The 19,309-nt window shown below is 49.1% G+C and carries 14 protein-coding genes; 9 read left to right on the plus strand and 5 right to left on the minus strand.

What is annotated here, in order from left to right; translation table 11 throughout:
• Window positions 1-1,824: a sensor histidine kinase gene (locus NST07_RS12890; RefSeq protein WP_341092202.1), complete on the minus strand. Its 1,824-nt coding sequence runs from the start codon at window positions 1,822-1,824 to the stop codon at window positions 1-3.
• A gap of 318 nt (window positions 1,825-2,142) precedes the next feature.
• On the opposite strand from NST07_RS12890, the gene NST07_RS12895 reads away from it, so the two are divergent.
• The 6 genes from NST07_RS12895 to NST07_RS12920 are packed head-to-tail and all read left to right on the plus strand — an operon-like array spanning window position 2,143 to window position 9,359.
• Window positions 2,143-3,489 carry an extracellular solute-binding protein gene (locus tag NST07_RS12895; protein WP_341092204.1) on the plus strand — a complete coding sequence of 449 codons (1,347 nt, stop codon included), beginning with the start codon at window positions 2,143-2,145 and terminating at the stop codon, window positions 3,487-3,489.
• Between the two features lie 33 nt (window positions 3,490-3,522).
• Window positions 3,523-4,398: a sugar ABC transporter permease gene (locus NST07_RS12900; protein ID WP_341092206.1), complete on the plus strand. Its 876-nt coding sequence runs from the start codon at window positions 3,523-3,525 to the stop codon at window positions 4,396-4,398.
• A gap of 20 nt (window positions 4,399-4,418) precedes the next feature.
• Window positions 4,419-5,243: a carbohydrate ABC transporter permease gene (locus NST07_RS12905; RefSeq protein WP_341097637.1), complete on the plus strand. Its 825-nt coding sequence runs from the start codon at window positions 4,419-4,421 to the stop codon at window positions 5,241-5,243.
• A gap of 52 nt (window positions 5,244-5,295) precedes the next feature.
• Window positions 5,296-7,557, plus strand: coding sequence for a glycosyl hydrolase family 65 protein (locus NST07_RS12910; protein ID WP_342481702.1), 2,262 nt, complete (start codon window positions 5,296-5,298; stop codon window positions 7,555-7,557).
• Window positions 7,538-8,245, plus strand: coding sequence for a beta-phosphoglucomutase (gene pgmB, locus NST07_RS12915; protein ID WP_342481703.1), 708 nt, complete (start codon window positions 7,538-7,540; stop codon window positions 8,243-8,245). Before NST07_RS12910 ends, pgmB begins: the two co-directional genes overlap by 20 nt.
• Entirely contained in the window at window positions 8,235-9,359 is a 1,125-nt protein-coding gene (locus NST07_RS12920) for a DUF4432 family protein (RefSeq protein WP_341092210.1), read from the plus strand. Before pgmB ends, NST07_RS12920 begins: the two co-directional genes overlap by 11 nt.
• Before the next feature lie 90 nt (window positions 9,360-9,449).
• Here NST07_RS12920 and NST07_RS12925 read toward each other — a convergent pair whose 3' ends face one another.
• The 4 genes from NST07_RS12925 to NST07_RS12940 form a co-directional block, all read right to left on the minus strand.
• Window positions 9,450-12,974: a CBM35 domain-containing protein gene (locus tag NST07_RS12925; RefSeq protein WP_341092212.1), complete on the minus strand. Its 3,525-nt coding sequence runs from the start codon at window positions 12,972-12,974 to the stop codon at window positions 9,450-9,452.
• Between the two features lie 323 nt (window positions 12,975-13,297).
• Window positions 13,298-14,497, minus strand: coding sequence for an MFS transporter (locus tag NST07_RS12930; protein WP_341097638.1), 1,200 nt, complete (start codon window positions 14,495-14,497; stop codon window positions 13,298-13,300).
• 89 nt (window positions 14,498-14,586) lie between these two features.
• Window positions 14,587-15,618 carry an ROK family protein gene (locus tag NST07_RS12935; protein WP_341092214.1) on the minus strand — a complete coding sequence of 344 codons (1,032 nt, stop codon included), beginning with the start codon at window positions 15,616-15,618 and terminating at the stop codon, window positions 14,587-14,589.
• A gap of 147 nt (window positions 15,619-15,765) precedes the next feature.
• Window positions 15,766-16,542 (minus strand): AraC family transcriptional regulator, encoded by a 777-nt coding sequence (locus NST07_RS12940; RefSeq protein ID WP_341092216.1) that lies wholly within the window; start codon window positions 16,540-16,542, stop codon window positions 15,766-15,768.
• A 213-nt stretch (window positions 16,543-16,755) separates the two neighbouring features.
• Between NST07_RS12940 and NST07_RS12945 the strand changes: the two genes are divergently transcribed.
• The 3 genes from NST07_RS12945 (at window position 16,756) to NST07_RS12955 (ending at window position 19,219) form a co-directional block, all read left to right on the plus strand.
• Window positions 16,756-17,415: a ThuA domain-containing protein gene (locus NST07_RS12945; protein ID WP_341092217.1), complete on the plus strand. Its 660-nt coding sequence runs from the start codon at window positions 16,756-16,758 to the stop codon at window positions 17,413-17,415.
• 27 nt (window positions 17,416-17,442) lie between these two features.
• Entirely contained in the window at window positions 17,443-18,546 is a 1,104-nt protein-coding gene (locus NST07_RS12950; protein ID WP_341092219.1) for a Gfo/Idh/MocA family oxidoreductase, read from the plus strand.
• A 388-nt stretch (window positions 18,547-18,934) separates the two neighbouring features.
• Window positions 18,935-19,219, plus strand: coding sequence for a hypothetical protein (locus NST07_RS12955; protein WP_341092220.1), 285 nt, complete (start codon window positions 18,935-18,937; stop codon window positions 19,217-19,219).
• Window positions 19,220-19,309 lie beyond the last annotated feature (90 nt).

The raw sequence follows: 19,309 nt of genomic DNA on the forward strand, positions 1-19,309 counted from the left end.
TTATAGTTCCCCCTGATCTGCCGGTATGTGCAGGGTGACTTTGGCTCCTGCCCCAAGTTCGCTCTCGACATTAATTCCATAAGGCTCGCCGTAGATCAGCATAACCCGTTTATGCGTGTTAATCAGGCCAATATTGTTGTGGCCTTGTTTGCGCATGGTGAGGCTTTCGAAATTACTCCAATTCCGGGGCACATGCTCAAATCCGCTGCCATTATCCGTGATCTCAAAATAGACTGAATCGTTCCGGCGGTAAATGCGGATGTGGATGATTCCCTTGCCCAGCTTTTTTTCTACACCGTGAACCACGGCATTTTCCACCAGGGGTTCAACACTCAGCTTGGGAAGCAGCAGATCCAATATGGCATCATCCTCGATCTGGACCGAATACTCCAGTTTGTCCTCAAACCTTTCTTTTTGCAGATAAAGATAAAATCTGATGAAGTCCAGTTCCTGACGAATCGGGATTTTGGCCAGACTGTTCGAATTAATACTTGCCTGAAGCAGTTCTGTAAGGGAGGTTACCATTTTGTAAACGGTCTCATCTTTGGATAATTTCGCTTTGTAGCCGATGGTAATTAACGTATTGAACAGAAAATGAGGATTCATCTGAGCCTGCAGGAATTTGATCTCTGACTCCTTGACCAGCAAATGCTTCTCATACACTTCCTTGATGAGATAATTGATTTCGTCCGTCATGTTGTTGAAGGTGGTACTCAACTGATTGAGCTCCACATCTTTGTAGGCCGGCATCTTTGTGTTGTAATCCCCTTTCTTTACCTTTCGGATACTCCGCAGCAGATCACGGACGACCCGGGTAAAGCGAAGAGACAGCAGAACGCCTGCTGCAAGCGATACGAAAGCAATCAGCGCGATAATCCAAATATAATTGCGCATGCTCCCGGACAATTTGGCGAGTACCTGCTTCTTGGGAATGCCTGCAATAAAGGTAAGCCCTGTGGTGCCGATGCTACGGGAAGCTGCCAGGTAGATCTCCTGGTTTAGCTTCACTTCACTTACTTCTGTATTATCCTTCAGCTCCAACACGTCAGGAGAAACGATGGAACCCAGCTCCTGCTTATGGGCACTGGAATAGATGACTCCCCGGTTATCAATAATGTAGGCCATAGCGCCCGGGAAGGCGAGCAGCCCGGAATATTCTTCTGCCAAATCTGCTTCATTCGTGCCGAAGATCAGCACAAGGCGCTGCTCGGGAAGGTTGATATTGGACATCACCCGTATGAAATAGAGGGTGGGGTCACCGAGGCTTGGCGTAAGAATTTCCTTGCCGCGAACCATTCTGCCATTAACCGATTGATAGACAGCGAGATTGTTCATATTAATTTGCTCAATATTTGGCGGTGACTTTAGAACGGATACATAGTTGTCGGTATCAAAAAATACATAGGCCGTTGATAGCAGGCTGATATTCCAAGCATTGTTGAACATAAGGCTGTACTTCAAATCCTCTTCCATTTCACTTTTATTGACGAATTTCTTGTAGAAGTCATCGCTCAGAGACACATCGTCGATTAACCAGTTTCTTAACATTTTATTGGAGAGGAAATGCAGGGAGGTATTATCAATAATTTGGAAGGACTTCTCAATATTATCGTTGGTCTGGCGGATCAGAAGGGACAGATTATCATTGGCATTTCTCGTTAGAATCTGGGAAATGTTCCAATAGAAATAGCAGCCGGCGAATGTCATCGGCAGAAGAATCAGCAGAAAGATGATGATTACAATTTTATTCCTTACCGGAATGCTGGTGAAACATCCGGAAATGTGGCGAAGGCTGAACCGCTGCAGGATCTGATCTTTGGGCATGCAGGTTGCTCCTTGGTTGATGATTCTATAGTACAGCCATTATATAATCATTTCATTGTGGCGGATAGCCGAGCAGACTGAAATACAGCCTTTTCCGGCCAGATAGTAAAGAAAACGATAAAGAGTTAAAGAAATCTGAAAACCCTTTCATTCATCCCGCTGCCTTGCCTTATTTGCTCAAGATATTATAAAAGATCATACGGAAAAACGAATTCATTCGCATTTTTCTTTGTTTTACAATGAGAGCTGTAAACAACCGTAATTGGCCGCAGGGTTATGCCCTGCATTAAGCCATCATTAGTTAGAGGGGGATTTATTGTGAGAAAATCTTTGTACAAAGCGGGCTTTACCTTAGCAGGCACTCTGATGCTGACTCTGTCCATTACAGCATGCGGATCAGAGAATTCAGCAGAGAACAGCGGAGCGGCCGTAACAGCAGACTCGGGAAATGCCGCACCTGCTGCCAAGGCGCCGGTGAAAATTTCTTATCTTACATTCCGGGTTGGCACGCATGCGTCAGCCAAGATGGAGGAAGAACAGATCAAGCAGTTTAATGCCAAGTATGGTAATGAAGTGGAGGTTGTGGTTGAAGAAATACCAAGTGATGCCGCATATGTTGACAAAATTAAAATTCTGGCAGCCTCCGGAGATGTTCCGGATGTCGTCATGGGCAAAGACGGAATTAATGACGTTTTAATCAAAGGTAATCTTGCAACCCCTTTCAATGATTATTTAGACAAGGACCCGGAATGGAAGGCAGCCATCGGAGAAGATGCGCTTGCTTCCAATACCCGGGACGGAAAGATCTGGTCGATCAGCGATCAGAAGCAGAATATCGGTTATTTCTACAATAAAGAAATGTTCGAGCAGGCAGGGATCAAGCCGGCGGAAACATGGGATGAATTCATGAGCAACAACGAGAAGCTGAAGGCTGCTGGCTTTGTTCCACTGGCACTGATGACCGGGGAGAATGCCTGGACGACGAATCTGATTCTTGCTGCAATGATCGGCACTAACGGGGATAACGGCAAATCGTTCATGAACACACTACACCCTGCCGACTTCAATACGCCCGAAATGATTCAGGCACTTACCATGATGAAGGAGATATTGGAGAAGTATGCGACGAAGGATGCGCTTGGCGCCGGATATGCCAATGCAGCCAACGCCTTCTGCCAGAGCAAGGCGGCTATGATTGCCAATGGTCCCTGGATGATTGGAGATTTCAGCGATCCGACTAAAAGCAGTAAAGATTTCGATAAAAAAGTGGGTGTTGCAGCGTATCCGAATAACAGCCTGATTTCCACCTATGAGGTTGGCTATATGATCGGAGCCAAAACGCCGGAAACCCGCGAAGCCGCTGAGAAATTCATCCGTTTCAAGACGGGGCTTGAGGGACAGGCCATCGCGCTTGAATATGGAAATGTGATGCCGGTATCGAATGAGATTCAGCCTTCGGATGCTCTTAAACAGAAATATCCCATTATTGTTGAATCTATAACGGTAGCGCAAAAGACACAGCTTCATTATCGAACACTTGACTCCATCGTCTATCCGAACGTAACGGATGCCTGGAAGAACCTTTATCCCAAGCTGGTCTCCAGCCGGTCAACGGCAGAAGAGATTGCCAAGGAACTGACGGATATTGCAGCCAAAAATAAATAAACAGTAAGCTGAGGATTGGGGAGGACTATATGGATGGTTAGGAAAAATAGGGGGTATATCGCGCTTTTCCTGTTGCCGACTGTAGCATTGTTTATTATTGTCTATGCCGTCTCGCTTGTCATTCTGTTCGGTACGTCTTTTACGGAATGGTCGGCCGGACGAAAACCGGTGTTTACCGGTCTCGCTAACTATATTCAGCTGTTTACTGACGATTCTGATTTTCGCAAGAGTGCTCTGAATACAGGTGTTTGGGTTGTGCTCCAGTCCACAATCCACGTGGCCACCGGCACAATTTTCGCAATTATTCTCAGTATGAAAGAATTCTACTGGAAGTTTGCACGCACGGTTTACATGTTTCCCAACATTATCTCGGGCGCAGCTGTGGGTATGCTGTTTCTGTGTATGCTCAATCCTGAGTTCGGTGCGGTGAACAGTATTGCCCGTTTGTTTGGGAATGCGGATTATGCTCAGAACTGGTTCATGGATTATGCAACAGCCTTCTTCTCTGTCACTATGACCTGGTTGCCCTATGCGGCGGTCGTCACCATTCTGATCCTGGCCGAGATCGCAGCCATTCCGGAAAGTCTCTTTGAATCGGCGCGTATCGACGGGGCCAGCAACCTGAAGATCAATCTGTACATCATCATTCCGATGCTGCGTAATATTATCGGCACCTGCGTGATTCTGGCCGGAACAAGCATGCTGCAGAAGATGGATATTATATTGATGACGACTGGCGGCGGACCCGGCAATGAAACAATGAATTTGCCCATTTATATTTACAAGACCGCACTCATGGACAACAACTTCGGTTATTCCAATTCAGTGGGCGTCTTCCTAATCGGCTTTGGCTTGATCTTTGTCCTGCTGTGCCGAAATCTGTTCAGAATAGGCAGCTCCCAAAACTGAATGGAGCGGATGGGGTGAGAATGTTGAAACAAGGTTTGGCTGTACTTAAATACGGGTTTGTGCTCCTGATTGTCCTGTTGTCGCTGGGTCCGTTCCTGTGGGTGCTGATGGCTTCGTTTAAGACCAATGCCGAGATTTTGAGCAATTCGCTCGGCTGGCCAAGCAGCTTCCGCTTTTCAAATTACGCCATGGCCTTCAAAATTGCGCCGATTTCCCGGTTCTACGTCAACAGTGTAATCGTGGGGATCTTCGGAACAGTATTGAACCTGCTTCTGCTCGGAATGGCAGCCTATGTCCTGGCGCGCTTTCAATTCCGCGGCAAGAAGCTGCTGATGGGAGCGTTCTCCCTTTCTCTGCTGATTCCCGGCGCAGCGATGCTGCAGCCGCTATACTTGACGGTTAACGCGCTTGGGCTGTACGACAAGCTGATTGGACTTATTATCGTGTATACCGGCTTTGGATTGCCGGTCTCGCTCTATATTCTATCAAGCTATTTCCTGACAATTCCCAAGGAAATGGAGGAATCGGCTTACCTGGATGGTGCCAGCTTCATCCAGACATTCTTCAGAATTATTCTGCCCATATCGAAGCCGGGCTTCGGCACGGCGGGTGTGATGCAGTTTCTGCTCTGCTGGAATGAATTTCAATTCGCTATAATTCTGACGACGGGCAATCAAAGCCGGACACTGCCGCTTGCGCTCTATTATTTCAAAAGCCAGTTTGCCAGTGATTACGGCGTCATGTTTGCGGCCACGATGGTCGTCATTATTCCGAGTATCCTGGTTTATATGCTGCTGCAGGAGCAGGTTGTATCCGGACTTGCAGCGGGAGCGGTCAAGGGATGATGAACCGGATGGTGACTGAAGGAAAAATACAGGAGAAACTGAGGGGTTGCAGATGAATGAGGAAAACCTGTGGTGCCTGAAAGAAAACGGGTATCAGGCCGGACTGCATAAGCATTATGAGGGGCTCTTTACCCAGGGGAACGGCTACATGCATGTCCGTGGAAGTTTTGAGGAGGGATGCAGCGATGCGCCCCAGGATGAGGATTATCTGCGCTTTCCCGATAACGTCACGCTTGAGAAGCCGCGGCATCCCAAGTCCAAGCAGGGAACCTTCATTCCGGGCATTGTCGGCCGGCATCCGCTGCTGAAGGAGGAGATTGTCAATCTCCCTTATTATCTGGGGCTTGAATTTCGGTCGGCAGGCGAGTGTCTGAATATGGACCGCTGCCGGATCAGCGGTTACAGACGTTGGCTGGATCTGCGGGATGGAAGCCTTCATCGTTCATTTATATGGGAAACGGCAGAGGGCATGCAGCTTCATTGTACCTTTAACCGGTACATCAGCATGGCGGATCCCCATCTTTGCGTCCAGCGGGTACAGCTTGAGGTGCTGTCAGGCGAAGGCAGGCTGGAGGTGAAAGCCACCCTCCGGGCTGATGTGCGCACCAATGGAATGAATCATTTTGCCCGGATAGTTCCCTCGGCGGAATCAGAGGGCAGCCTGTCACTCGAAACCCTGACGGAGGAGGGCAATCAAATCTTCATGCTGTCCGCGCTGGAAACCTCTGAAGCGGTGAACTGGCAGGCAGAACATACCCGGGTGATGGCTGCGCTCCGCGGGGAATGCAGCTTGCAGACCGGTGACCGGCTGACTGTAAGCAAGCTGACTGCGGTAACGACGGACCGGGATATGGAGGAGGGAACAGCCCGCAGCAGGGCGCTAACGCAGCTCAGCCGCGCACGCGATTTAGGCTGTGACCAGCTGTATAACCGGCATGCTGACAGCTGGAAGAGCAAGTGGCAGGCAGCTGATATCCGCATTAAGGGTGATGATCTGGCACAAGTAAGCGTCCGCGCTTCTCTGTATCATCTGATCCGCTCCAATGCGGAACAGGATGCACGGGTGGCGATCTGTGCCAAAGGTTATGCCGGCGAGGCCTATTTCGGCAGGTATTTCTGGGATACAGAGATCAACCTGCTGCCCTTCTACCTGCACACCAACCCGCAGGCTGCCCGCAATCTGCTTCTGTTCCGCTACAATACGCTCGAAGGAGCCAGATGCAATGCACGGAAATATGGATACCGGGGAGCGCGGTATGCCTGGGAGTCCTCGCTAAGCGGGGAAGAGCAATGTGCCAACTGGCAGTACGCTGATCACGAAATACATATAACAGCGGATATAGTCTATGCGTTATTCCACTACGTGAGAGCTACAGGAGATAATGAATTTCTGGAGCGCTATGGCATTGATATTCTGGTTGAGACGGCCCGTTATTGGTGTGACCGGGTGGATTGGAACCGGGAGGGGGCTTGCGAGCTGCTCGCTGTTATGGGGCCGGACGAATATCTGCCCTTTACCCGCAACAATGCCTTCACCAACCGCATGGTCAAATTCTGCCTGGAGCAGACCGTTGCTTGTCTGGACAGCCTGCAAGGCAGTAAGCCGGACAGCTATGCGGCAGCGGCAGAGCTGCTGGATATTCGTCCCGTTGAACGGGAGCTTTTCCGGCACACGGCGGAGAAGCTGAGGCTGCCTTATGACAGCCTGACGGAGATTGTTCCGCAATCCGACGATTTCGGCTCCTATGCAGATGTGGATTTTGCAAGTCTCTGGACCGACAGGTCCAGGCCCTTTGGCCATTTTATTTCCCAGGAGCGCAATTATCGCTCCAAGGCGTTAAAGCAGGCGGATGTTCTGGAATTAATGCTGCTGTTTCCACAGGAATTCTCCCGGGAGCAGATGAAAGCGTCCTATGCGTATTATGAGCCGATCACGACCCATGATTCCTCCTTGTCAGCGGCGGTTCACGGCATTGTGGCATCCTGGCTGAATCAAAAGGAGGAAGCGGGAGATTTTCTGCAGCAGGTGATGGCTATCGATCTCTCCTTGGAGAAAAAGGGTGCTGCTGAGGGGATTCACATCGCCAATTGCGGGGGCCTGTGGCAGCTCATCGTTTACGGCTTTGCCGGTTTGACGAGTGCGATGTGGAGCGAGACCCTTCACCTGCAACCCCGGCTGCCTGAGGGCTGGGAGGAGCTGAGCTTCCAGATCGTTTGGCGAGGGGAGCGCTACCGGGTAACGGTTAATCCAGGTGCTTATGAAGTGCATAAGCTGGACGGGAGGGAGGAAGCTATTGCGAGCAAAACCATTTGAGGCAGCCATCTTTGATTTAGATGGGGTCATTGTCGATACCGCAAAATTTCACTACAATGCCTGGAAGCGTCTTGCCGGGGAGTTAGGGTTCGCTTTCAGCGAAAGAGAGAATGAGCAGCTGAAGGGCGTCAGCCGCATGGAGTCGCTTGAACTTCTGCTTCTGGCCGGCGGGATAACGGAGGTAACGCCGGAGCGGAAGGAGGCGCTGGCTTCCCGGAAAATGAGTGGTACAAGGAGTTCCTGGCAACGCTTACGCCCGCTGATGTATTGCCCGGTGTCCGCGAACTTTCTTGGCCATTTGCGCTCATGCGGAATCAAAACAGGGATTGCATCGGCAAGCAAAAACGCTCCTTTTATTTTGGACCAAGTGAACATCAGGCCACTGTTTGACGTGGTGGTGGACGGGAACAGCATTGTCAGGGCGAAGCCGGATCCGGAGGTATTCCTGCAGGCCGCCCGGCTGATCAGTGTAGCCCCGGCCGCCTGTTTTGTCTTTGAAGATGCGGCAGCCGGTGTAGAAGGTGCAATCCGGGCGGGCATGCGCGTTGTCGGCATCGGAGACGGGCGGCTGCTTACCCGCGCTCATCTTACCATCACCAGCTTTGAACAGCTTGAACCCGTGTTTCTGATGAGCCATATGGGGATAACCGGTTCCACCGGATGGGGAGACGGCCCGAATGGACAATGAGCGGATAACCGTATTGACGCTGACACGGATGCAGCCGGGTATTCCGCAGGCGCTGCCGGAAGGCGGATTTGTCACCCTTACGCTTGTTACAGATTGCTTTGGCTCACAGCTTAATCTGCTGACTATATCCAATGGCAGACTTGTCTTTACAGTGATTCTGGAACGGGGGATGGACATTGGGGAAATCAGGCTGGATTCTGAGAAGATCAGCTGGGAGCGTGATGAGCGGCATCTGCTGCATCCGGAGCACGTGGATCTGTCCGACAATGAGCATTCGGGCTGGGATTCAGGCTTCTATGCGGCCGTGGCTGCTATAGGGCCTGAAATCTTCGGCACCCCGGATCAGGTAAGAACCGTCCATGGGACCGGGTCTTATTCCCCGGCGTTGCCGGAATCGGTACGGCTGATCTGGGATGAGCGGCAAATCTGTCTGGAGGGCAACGTTCCCGTGAGAGGATATGGAGCATCGCCTGTGTATGAAAAAACAATCCGGATCGTAACAAATTACAGGGCAGCTGCGCTGTTCCGGGAGGATACGGTGCGGAATTTAACGGATACCGCCCAACCGGTTGATGACGGATATCATATCCAGCTGGCAGGGGCTTTTATATCGGGAGGCGGAAGTTATGTTCTGCCGGTCTCGTCCTCCAAAATGCTGCTCCGCGATTCTGCTCCGCCTGAGAAGGATCCTTTTGCCATTTACGATTCGAGAACCAGGCTGGACCCGATCCGCTGTTATCAATATGTTCCTGAACCCGTGGAAGGGCTGGCCGTTCTGCCGCAGGTCCGCGATTATTGTGGTGCCGCAGGCGGGGGCCTGGAGTTGACGGCCGAAATGCTGGTGAACACAGGACAAGATGCCGCGGCTTATGTGATTCGTTCTCTGCAATGTTATCCCCGTTCACTAGTTGCCAAACGGGCGATCGGGGACAGCATGTATGCTCTAGAGCCTTGTAAAACCAGACCCAATTCCTTGAAGCAAAAAACGATAGACGGTGAAATTGTCTATATCGGGCCCCGCGGCCAGTGTACCGGCTGGATCATCTTGGGGGCGACTCGTGATCCGCAGGAGATTACAACCCTTACGGGCTTGATCCGAAGTGCGGCAAAGTGAATCATGTCAGGAGCACAGACTCCATCTAGGTTCAAATGAAACGAAATAAACCAGTCACCGGCGGAGTTCCGGTGACTGGTTATTTAACTTTTAGTTTTCAGCAGGGTTATCCTCAAAGGTTGCTTTTGCAGTTAGTGGACTGGGATGCTGTGTGACCGGTGCGGAGCTGTCAACAATGTTGACGGTGAACTTGAACGGATTCCCTTTATCAAAGGAAATTATAAATTCCGTCTGGTTGCCGCTTTCAAGTCCAAGTGCAGTCAGATAATCGCTGCGGAGGGTCAAAACATCTCCGGTGATGAAGTAGCCATCCGGGGTAACCGGATTTTCATTGTATACCACTCCGGTCACAGAGCTTGCAATATTCCATGTGATACCGGTGCTTACATCACCGGGTGCACGCAGATCATAAGTTGCACCTTCGGGACTCAGTTCCGGATCAGCTTCGCTTACGGCGGTGTCAGATGCCTGTAGTCCGGTCAATGCGCTGATCTCACTATTGCTGAGGTTGCGAATTTCAATTTTCATGCGTTGATTATCCTTGGCCTGGTCATCAGCTAACCTTACTGCTGCACCGTCACTTTTGGATGCTCCTTCTACAGTGATTACTTTATTATTACTTTTGTTAACTATTTTATAGTAGTCACCGCTGTTTTCCAGCTTCCACTGCTGAGTATCCGGTATGGATCCGGAAGCTTTTGTATTCTGACAGAGCTGCTGTATGGCTGAACCGGGAAGAATGTCGAGAACATGACCGCTTTGAACTGACTGAATTTGGTAATATCCTGTACCGAGATCCAAAAATCTCCACAGCTGATTATTTCCGTCGCCATTGGCCCACTGGTTAATCACCGCTAGCGGATTACTGGAAACTCTGTCCACATCCAACGCTTTTCCGCTGTGCTTTGGCTGGATTTTAACCATTTTTTCAGGAATGATTTTCTTGGCAGTCGAACTCATAAATCCGCCGCTGCTTTTATCAATGGTGAGACTGTCGATATTGAATCTTCCGGTATCTCCTTCTTCACGGATAAATTCAATTGTATTTTTTCCGGCGCTTAAATTCACTGACTCTGTTCTGTTAGTCCACGTATCCCAGTTCGCTGTCGGAGGTAAGGATACTTGTTTAATTCTCTGTCCGTTAACATACATCGTCATTGTTATATTGGAACTCTGAGCGCCGGAATATCGCAATGTTGACGAATAGGCAGCCGTATTGGGGACATTTACTTCAAACTTGACCGCATCACCTGTTTGCTCAAATCCGCCTGCAAATCCGTTGCCTTCATACCATAAATGATCTTTGGCAATCTTCAGGCTGCCTGATCTGGCTGCTTCTTCTGCCTGATACCTCCAGGGAGTACGTTTGTTAAGATGAATACTGTCAATATTTATTATGCCTGAATTGTCCGCTTCATTTTTATACGTGATCGTGTTTTTCCCCTCTTTCAGGCTTAAAGTCTCAAGCTGCTCCTTCCAGACAGTAAGTCCGCCGGTGACCGGGAGGGTGATGTGTTTAATCTTAGTGCCATTCAAATACAGGCCTAAGGTTGTACCTGCAGCTTCTTTTGCATATCTCAGCTTCACATCATAAGACGCCGCATTTTCAACATTTACAGAAAACTCCACGGATGAGTTCGCTCTGGATAGCCCGGTTACATAACCGGTCCCCATATTGCCGTCTTTTGCGTAAACGACTGCAGCGTCATTCGGGCCTGTAATTTTTGCATCTTCGGCTCCATAATGCCAGGTAGCTGCTTCGGTTACTGTTATATAGTCAAGATTGACATTGCCGGTGTCGCCAGCGTCATATTTATACATGATCGTATTTTCCCCTTCTTTCAGGAAAACATTGTCATAACGGCCGGCCCAGTTGTTCCAGCTTTTTAAACTAAAGAAATCTACCTGCTTAATTTTTTGCCCGTTTACATACATACTCAGAGTTCTGTCATCATTAAACCCTAAGCTGTAGCCCAGTTTAACCGAATAGCTGCCTGCAGCAGCGGCATTTACCTTGAAGGTGACTGCAGAGTTGGAAATCCACAATCCTCCGGCAAAACCGGTTCCGCTGTACCCCGGATGATCTGAATCTACCTTTGCATTTCCGGACAGCACGGCATTTTCTGCCTCATACAGGGTGTTTCTTTTTATAATCATGGCATCCAGAGCCAAAGGACTCTTGCCGGAAAGACGGATCGTGTTGCTTCCGGCGTTAAGCTTAATGTTATATACTGATTTAATATCGAAGTTTGCCGCAAATCCTGCATTAGAGGCAAAGGAAAGATCCCGGGCAGCCTCTTGGTTGACGCCTAATTTCATGGTAACAGCATTCGCCGTATTATTATTGTATCTGAAATCCAGGGAGTAGGTTCCTGTAGCGTTCGTGTTTACGGTAAACTCCACATAGTCATTGTCACTGCTGTTATTGAATTTTTCATATACGCTGCTCGAAGCAAAAGCACTTTTTCCAACTACTTTTGAAACTCCTGACAACCTTGCATCCTCAGCTTCATAAATTTCGCTTTTTTCCTCTCCTGAGGGTCTGCCCAGAACGGTGCCGGGATTTGAAGGAATTCCGGGATTTATGAAATCATTATCATTCCAATTTATACGTTGAGCTCTTATTCCTCTGTTTCCGCCGCCTTGTCCATGGGTCGGTATGCCATGGTACATGATCCAATCCTCTGTACCGTCCTCGGACTTAAGGAACAAAGGCGATCCCGGTCCATAAGAACTGTTTTCATCCGATCGTTTCATGACAGGTTCAGGATGTTTCTTCCAGGATTCGGCTTTCATAACATCAGATGTTGCATCAGCTACGGATACGCCGACAGAATAGTTATCATTCATAAAGCTGCTTGCGGAATAGGCGAAATAGATCTTGCCGTTTCGTTCAACTACTGCAGCGCCCTCATTTATACTGTCGTGATGCTTTTCCCAGTCATATTGCGGCATTGCCACTGTACCTTCTTCGCCTTCCAATGTCCACGGGTTCTTCATTTTGACAATCGTTGGACTCTCGTCAAATTTGGTTTTTGCAGGATCATTAGGGTCAGGGAAATAGTAGTATTTTGTATAGGTGAAGTAGCTTTCCCCTTTAATGGATACAACGCCGCATGCCAAACCATAGCCTTGCGTATTCAGAAGTCCCTTCTTGGTGGTAATCTGACCATCGCTGTCTGCATTAGCGGATTCTCCCTTGAGCTCCCAGGTTCCTTCAAAAGGATCGGGAGAGGAGTTCTCCAGGACGTAGGAACTTGGATGTCCATATCCAAAGCTTTTCTCTGGACCTGAAGAGAAATAAAGATACCATTTTCCTTCCAGTCTATATATATATGGACCCCACACAAACCCAAAATTACTCGGTTTCTTCCAAACGATTTTGCTTTTTGCAGTGGATACGCCGAGAATGGTTTCATGTCTTTTTAATGTGATATTATTATCGCCAGAAAAAGCTGAATAGTAATAACCGTCCGCAGCCCTGGCAATTGTAGGATCAGCACCTCCCATAAGCGGGTTAACATAGTTAGAGGTTACATCTGCACTAGAGATGCCTGCCAGCATTAATGAAAGTATTATCACAAAGGGTAAGATCAATAAACTTTTTTTCTTCATCGTAATCTCCTTCTCTGCTCAATTTTAATGCTTCCGGCTGGACGCGCCTCCTTAAGGTTAAGGGTTGCCCGATGAAACCGCTTACTTTTGTAGCGCTACACGTCCATTATAAAATAAAAGCGGAACCGTTTTTCTGCATCATGTTTTGCGATATTTTGAGGGATTATATTTGCCGGAGAAGAGTCTTGAACCGGAATCCGGTCTTTTTGCACTTTTTTTAGCTTTCTTATGTTATTTTGACTGCCGTATCTGTTACGCGGACGCAAAATAAGGACAGCTGGCCCAATACGGGCACAAGCTATCCTTGTTATGTGTGGAATGCCTCAGATCAATTCCTGTCTCCGCTTCAGATACAGATACAGCACAATTCCTGACACCGAGCAGATTGCAGCGCATAATCCGATGAAGCCATATCCTGCCTGCAGGCCGCGCAGCAGACCAAGCTCTGTTGTACTGCCATACATGGCTTTGACGATTTCAATAACCCAGCCGATCAGATAATTGCCTATGACACTTCCGAGTCCCATCAGGGTGACAACGAAGGTAATGGCGGTGTCGCTTCCATTGGGGTAGCGGCGCGCAATAAAGGCCATAACAGTAGGATAGATGATGGCGATTCCTGCTCCGGACAAGGCGAACAGGAAGGCGAGGCTTTCCCCGCCGGCCAGGGCTACAAAGGTACAAAGTGCCGAGAACAGTGAGAAGATAATCAGGGAGAGCACAAAGCCGATTTTGTCCGTCAGCGGGCCGATCAGCAATCTTCCCAGGGAGAAGAGGAGGAAGAAGGATGAGAGCAGGCCGGAGGCCTTGACGGTATCCCAGGCATAAGCTTTTTCCAGAAAGTTAACCAGCCAGCCGCCCACCGCAAGCTCGGAAACGACGCCGAACGATAGAATCATGACCATCATCCAGAGCGCCGGATCACGCATCAGGGTCTTGAAGGGGGTGCGGTCTTCATGCGGCATATCATCACCGGGAAAGGTGCTGCGCAGCGCAGACAGAATCGGCAGTAAGCAGAGCGCTAACATGACCAGATACATTCCCCGCCAGTCCAGCAGATGTCCAAACACACTCAGCGACATTACCCCTGTAGCAAGCAGCGGGGCTACGGTGGAGCTTAGTCCATAGAAGAAGTGGGATAAATTCATCATCATCCCCGTGTTTTTCACAAAAATACGTGCTCCCAGAATTGCTAGACCAATTTCCAGCATCCCGTTCCCGATGTACATCAGGAAGTAGGAGGAGGCAAATAACGGATATGTATGTGACAGGAAGATCAGCACACCCGAGATAACCATAGAAGCGAAGGCAATAATGCTGACCGCCTTGATCCCCCATTTACGAACGAGAATAGCAGTGAACGAACAAGCGATCAGATACCCCAGCGCATTCAGAGAGAGCAGTGTGCCGAGCTGCTGCTCATCGAGGTTGAAATCGAGTTGGATCCGCGGAATCGCAGGACCCTTAATATTCTCAGAGATTCCAAATACGATGAAACCTAGAAAGATAGTCACCAGTTGCATGATATAGATGTAGTTCCGTTTGCTTGCAGAATTGCTTGCTTGAGCCTTCACAGTTGACGGCCTCCTGAATTGTCAGATTTATGCGTTCTTTATTTCCGTTCAACCAATTGGAACCGGTAGGTCAGGCTTTCCATAGTTGCTGTAATGAGTCCTGTCATGTATTCCTGCCGGGTATTGTTCTGGATGATCAGCACAGGCATATGTTCCGGCGGAATAATCTTCAGACAGCCGCTGCGCAGTGCGTCCAGCATCACTGGCGACATATTATCTCCGGTGAGCACAATCGTAGCAGGATTAATAATGGTGATAATGGATACCAGGGCGTGGACAGCCAGCGGGCTGAGGTCTCCGGCGCCTTGAACCAGTGTAAGTTGCTCCTCTCTGGAGATGCCGTAAGGAAGATAGGACACCTCGCCGCTAAAGAAGCTGCTTCCGTTAAGCAGACGCCCGTTCACCATGAAGCCGGCCCCCGGATAATGGTTCTTCGGAAAAGTCATTACAGCAAAGGGGTTCTCCTCGTCCGGAAACAGCTTCTGGTACAGTCCGTAAACGGTCAGATTCATATCATTCTCGATGATGATCTCGACCTCTTCGTAGCGTTCCTTGAGCAGTATGCCGAGCGGTTGGCCGGCCAGCTCCGGCACATCACAGATTCCAATCCGGTCCAGCTGGACCACCCCGGGGATGCCGATGCCAATCGCCTGCACATTAGGGTGAGCTTCGATGATCTGATCGAGCCAGTCCGTGAGGGTAGCCACGTTAATCTGGTTGAGCACCTTATCTGTTTGCTCTATGACTTCACCGTTCAGATTCGCCAGCGCATAACTAACGGATTGCACATCGCCCTCGGAACGCACGATCATACAGATCATGAAGGAATAATCCGCGTTGAACTGATACTTTCTCGCCGGTCTGCCGCCACTTGATTCCTCCCATCCAAGTTCCAGGATTTCACCGGTACGGACCAGTTCATTCAAGATCGTGCCGCATGTGGCCACGCTCAATCTGGTCTGCTCTGCAATGGATGCTTTCGTGCCTGTGCCGGACGTGCGCAGCATGCTTTTAACCAATTCAACATTTATTTTCTTCACCAGCTGTGTATTGTGGGATGGTTGTGACATCTAGGAACCCTCCTTTGGAATATTGATTATCATGCTATTTTTTAAAAGAGTTTTAACAAGTGTATTGTAGTTACTATTCTGCGAAGAAGCAAGACATTATTATTTGGATTGAACTTGAAAACATGAAGATAGCGATGCAACGCAGCGCTAACGCAGTTCGCTCGGTGTCCGCAGCTTGACCTGTTTAAATACACGGTTGAAGGTACGGATATTGGAGAAACCGCATACCAGCGCGATATCCAGAATGCTTTTGTCCGTGCTCAGCAGCAGCCGTTCTGCCTGATTGACCCGGATACTATTGAGGTACGCGATGTAACTCATGCCCGAGATGCTTTTGAAGAAACGTGAGAAATAGAACAGGCTCATGTTGGCGTGACGTGCTGCGTCGGCAAGTGTGATGGGATGCATGTAATTGACGTCGAGGTATTCGAGGACCTCCTGCATGATCTTCATATTCGTAATGCGCCGCTTATCCTTATGAGGATTGACTATGTCCAGAGGCATATTCCGTAGAATCAATGCGCACAGCTCGTGCAGCAAACCGATCATAAGCTGTTCATGATGCGGAAGCTTCTGAACATGTTCCTGCAGCAGTTCCTGCATGATCGTGGACAGGCGGCTGTTAATGACCTCATCTTCCGGTGTGGCTGGACGGTTCTCCCTAAAAGGGGAAGTGAGCCGCATATTCAGGGGCCAGCCTGCAGGAAACCCGATCAGGGAAGGGTTAAATATAACAAAGATAAGCTTCGATTCGTTGTCCTTGCTGTCATAGTAGTGAATATCTCCGCTGCTGCAAACGGCCAGATCTCCTGCCAGAAGTACCCGTGTTTCCGAGTTGATCCCCATCCGGATCGAACCCTCCAGTACATAGATAATCTCCAGATCATTATGCCAGTGGGCCAGAAAATCTATATTTGCACTCACAAATGCAGTGAAGGGAAAAGCTGATCCATACGTTCGGTTCTCGTGAAAAGCTCTCATAATTTCTCCTGTTCCAATCTTCCGCTATTTACACATAAACTTAGCAAAAAATGACCAGTCATTCAAGCAAAATGGCGAGCAGCCGGTACCCTTTTGGATTACAATTTCTTCAGGTAGACACGGTAATTGATTCCAGGACAAAAAGGAGAGCTTGATATGGCGAAGAAAGCATTGATTGTAAAAGGCGGATGGGATGGTCATGAACCGAATGAGGTTGCAGCGATTTTTGCCGGCATTCTGGAGGCCGAAGGGTTTGAGGTTGAGGTATCGGATACGCTGGACAGCTTCAATAACGCCGAGGCGCTTAAGGAATTAAGTCTAATTGTGCCGGTGTGGACAATGGGTGAAATCGCGAATGAACAGGTGTCGTCTGTTCTTGCAGCTGTGGCTTCCGGGGTAGGCATTGCCGGTTGTCATGGCGGGATGTGCGATTCCTTCCGTAATAATACAGAATGGCAATTTTTGACCGGATCGCAGTGGGTGGCACATCCCTTCAACGATGGAGTGGATTATGAAGTGAATATTGTGAGATCCGGCTCCAGTCCGATTGTGGAAGGCATCCCGGATTTCATGGTGAAGTCAGAACAGTATTATCTGCATGTAGATCCAGCGGTAGACGTACTGGCTACAACTACTTTTGTGCTGAGCGAAGGGGAGCATTCGGCGAACGGTGTCATCACCATGCCAGTGGTATACACGAAGAAATGGGGCAAGGGCAAGGTATTCTATAATTCACTTGGACATCATGCGGATGTTTTTGATATTCCGGAAGCCAAGGAACTGATGCGTAAAGGCTTTTTGTGGGCTGCCAACTAAAACCGTGATAATAAGGGGAGAATCATTGTGCGTAAAGTGAAGGTGGGCATCGTCGGCTGCGGGAATATCAGCGGCATTTATTTTGAGAATTTGACCGGAACTTTTGTGAACACGGAGGTCTATGCCTGTTCTGATCTGGATCTGGGGCGGGCACAGCAGGCAGCGGAGAAATACGGAGTTCCTCATGTATGGACGACAGAGGAATTGCTTGCTTCGGATGAGATTGAGATTGTCGTTAATCTGACCACGCCTAATTTTCATTTCGATGTGTGCAAGCAAGCTTTATTAGCCGGTAAGCATGTGTATGTCGAGAAGCCGCTGTCGTTAACGCTTGAGAATGGAACAGAGCTTGTCCGTCTGGCACAGGAAAAGAATTTGTTCATCGGCTGTGCGCCTGACACCTTCCTCGGAGGCGGTCTGCAAACCTGCGCCAAGCTGATTGCGGACGGCTATATCGGAGAGCCGGTAGCAGCAACGGCCTTCATGCTCTGCCATGGTCATGAGAGCTGGCATCCGGACCCTGAATTCTACTATCAGGCCGGAGGCGGCCCAATGTTTGATATGGGACCGTATTATCTTACGGCTCTGGTATCTTTGCTTGGCCCGGCCAAAACGGTATGCGGCATCACCAAAACCTCTTTTCCCACACGGACGATCACCAGTGAGAAGAAGTTCGGCAAAATGGTTGATGTAGAAGTACCTACACATGTTGCCGGAACCATTGAGTTCGTCAGCGGTGCCGTGGCAACGATGATTACCAGCTTCGATGTCTGGCACAGCACATTGCCGCGGATCGAAATCTACGGATCGCAAGGTACATTGATCGTACCGGACCCTAACACCTTCGGCGGTCCGATCCTGCTGCGTCCGGCTCACAGCACAGAGTTTCAGGAGATTCCGCTGATCTACAATTATGCCGGGAACAGCAGAGGTATTGGCGTGGCGGATATGGCCCGCTGCATCGGGACAGGAGATACCCCGCGTGCAAACGGCGAGCTGGCCAATCATGTGCTTGAAATGATGCATGCGTTCCATACAAGCTCCGATACCAAGCGCTATGCGGAGCTGTCCACCAGCTGCGAGCAGCCGAAGCTGCTGCCGCTGGGTTTGGTTAAAGGGTATCTGGAGTAACAAATATACAAAACGAGAAAAAGATAAGGATAATTTATTGTGAAGCATAATAATTCTTATTTTCTCATAAAGCAATGCCCGTTTCCGGTACTTCCGGGAACGGGATTGCTTTTTTGTATTGTATAGGAATTTATGCAAGCGGGCTCAAGACCAGTCATAATGAGGGTACAACGATCCAAGGCACACGTGAAAATATGAGATTGAAAGGGCGTGTACAAATAAATGAATTCATCTGATTCGGTTCAAGTAAATGCAAGCGGCATATTTATAAGGGTTAACCAGGTTGGATACAGTCCGGCTGCGAGTAAAATAGCCATCGTATTATCAAGCACAAACTTGAGCGGAGTCAGAAATGATGTTTTCAATTCAAATAATACCTCGGTATTAAATGCTACCATTTCCACAGCCAGTAAAGGGAGCTGGGGCGACGCGGGTGGTGCAAACTGTGCTTACGGATTATAAAGATGATATGGCCTGGGCGGCAGCCTGGGCAAACCATGAGGTTGCATCCCTTGACCCGGCTTATAAGAATACGGCCGCAAGCCGTATGAATAATCATCTGAACTTAAAAAAGAATTATGCCAACGGGCAATTCTGGAATACCAGCGATGAACCCAAGTGGGGTACGTATGAAGCCATGGGTAATAATACGATTGAAGCATTGATGTATTAGGAACTAACCGGAAACACCACGTATGCTGTTCTGGCCCAGCCGCGGAGCCCGCAAATTTGAGTCAATTGTAATCTTTTCCTCTCCAGCGGT

Source organism: Paenibacillus sp. FSL L8-0340, from assembly GCF_038593145.1.
Lineage (GTDB): Bacteria > Bacillota > Bacilli > Paenibacillales > Paenibacillaceae > Paenibacillus_AQ.

Bases quoted from the DNA above. Each gene is read 5' to 3' on its own strand.
- NST07_RS12890 (WP_341092202.1), bottom strand. From the start codon at position 1,824: ATGCCCAAAGATCAGATCCTGCAGCGGTTCAGCCTTCGCCACATTTCC.
- NST07_RS12900 (WP_341092206.1), top strand. From the start codon at position 3,523: ATGGTTAGGAAAAATAGGGGGTATATCGCGCTTTTCCTGTTGCCGACT.
- NST07_RS12905 (WP_341097637.1), top strand. From the start codon at position 4,419: ATGTTGAAACAAGGTTTGGCTGTACTTAAATACGGGTTTGTGCTCCTG.
- NST07_RS12910 (WP_342481702.1), top strand. From the start codon at position 5,296: ATGAATGAGGAAAACCTGTGGTGCCTGAAAGAAAACGGGTATCAGGCC.
- NST07_RS12920 (WP_341092210.1), top strand. From the start codon at position 8,235: ATGGACAATGAGCGGATAACCGTATTGACGCTGACACGGATGCAGCCG.
- NST07_RS12925 (WP_341092212.1), bottom strand. From the start codon at position 12,974: ATGAAGAAAAAAAGTTTATTGATCTTACCCTTTGTGATAATACTTTCA.
- NST07_RS12930 (WP_341097638.1), bottom strand. From the start codon at position 14,497: ATGCAACTGGTGACTATCTTTCTAGGTTTCATCGTATTTGGAATCTCT.
- NST07_RS12935 (WP_341092214.1), bottom strand. From the start codon at position 15,618: ATGTCACAACCATCCCACAATACACAGCTGGTGAAGAAAATAAATGTT.
- NST07_RS12945 (WP_341092217.1), top strand. From the start codon at position 16,756: ATGGCGAAGAAAGCATTGATTGTAAAAGGCGGATGGGATGGTCATGAA.
- NST07_RS12955 (WP_341092220.1), top strand. From the start codon at position 18,935: ATGCTACCATTTCCACAGCCAGTAAAGGGAGCTGGGGCGACGCGGGTG.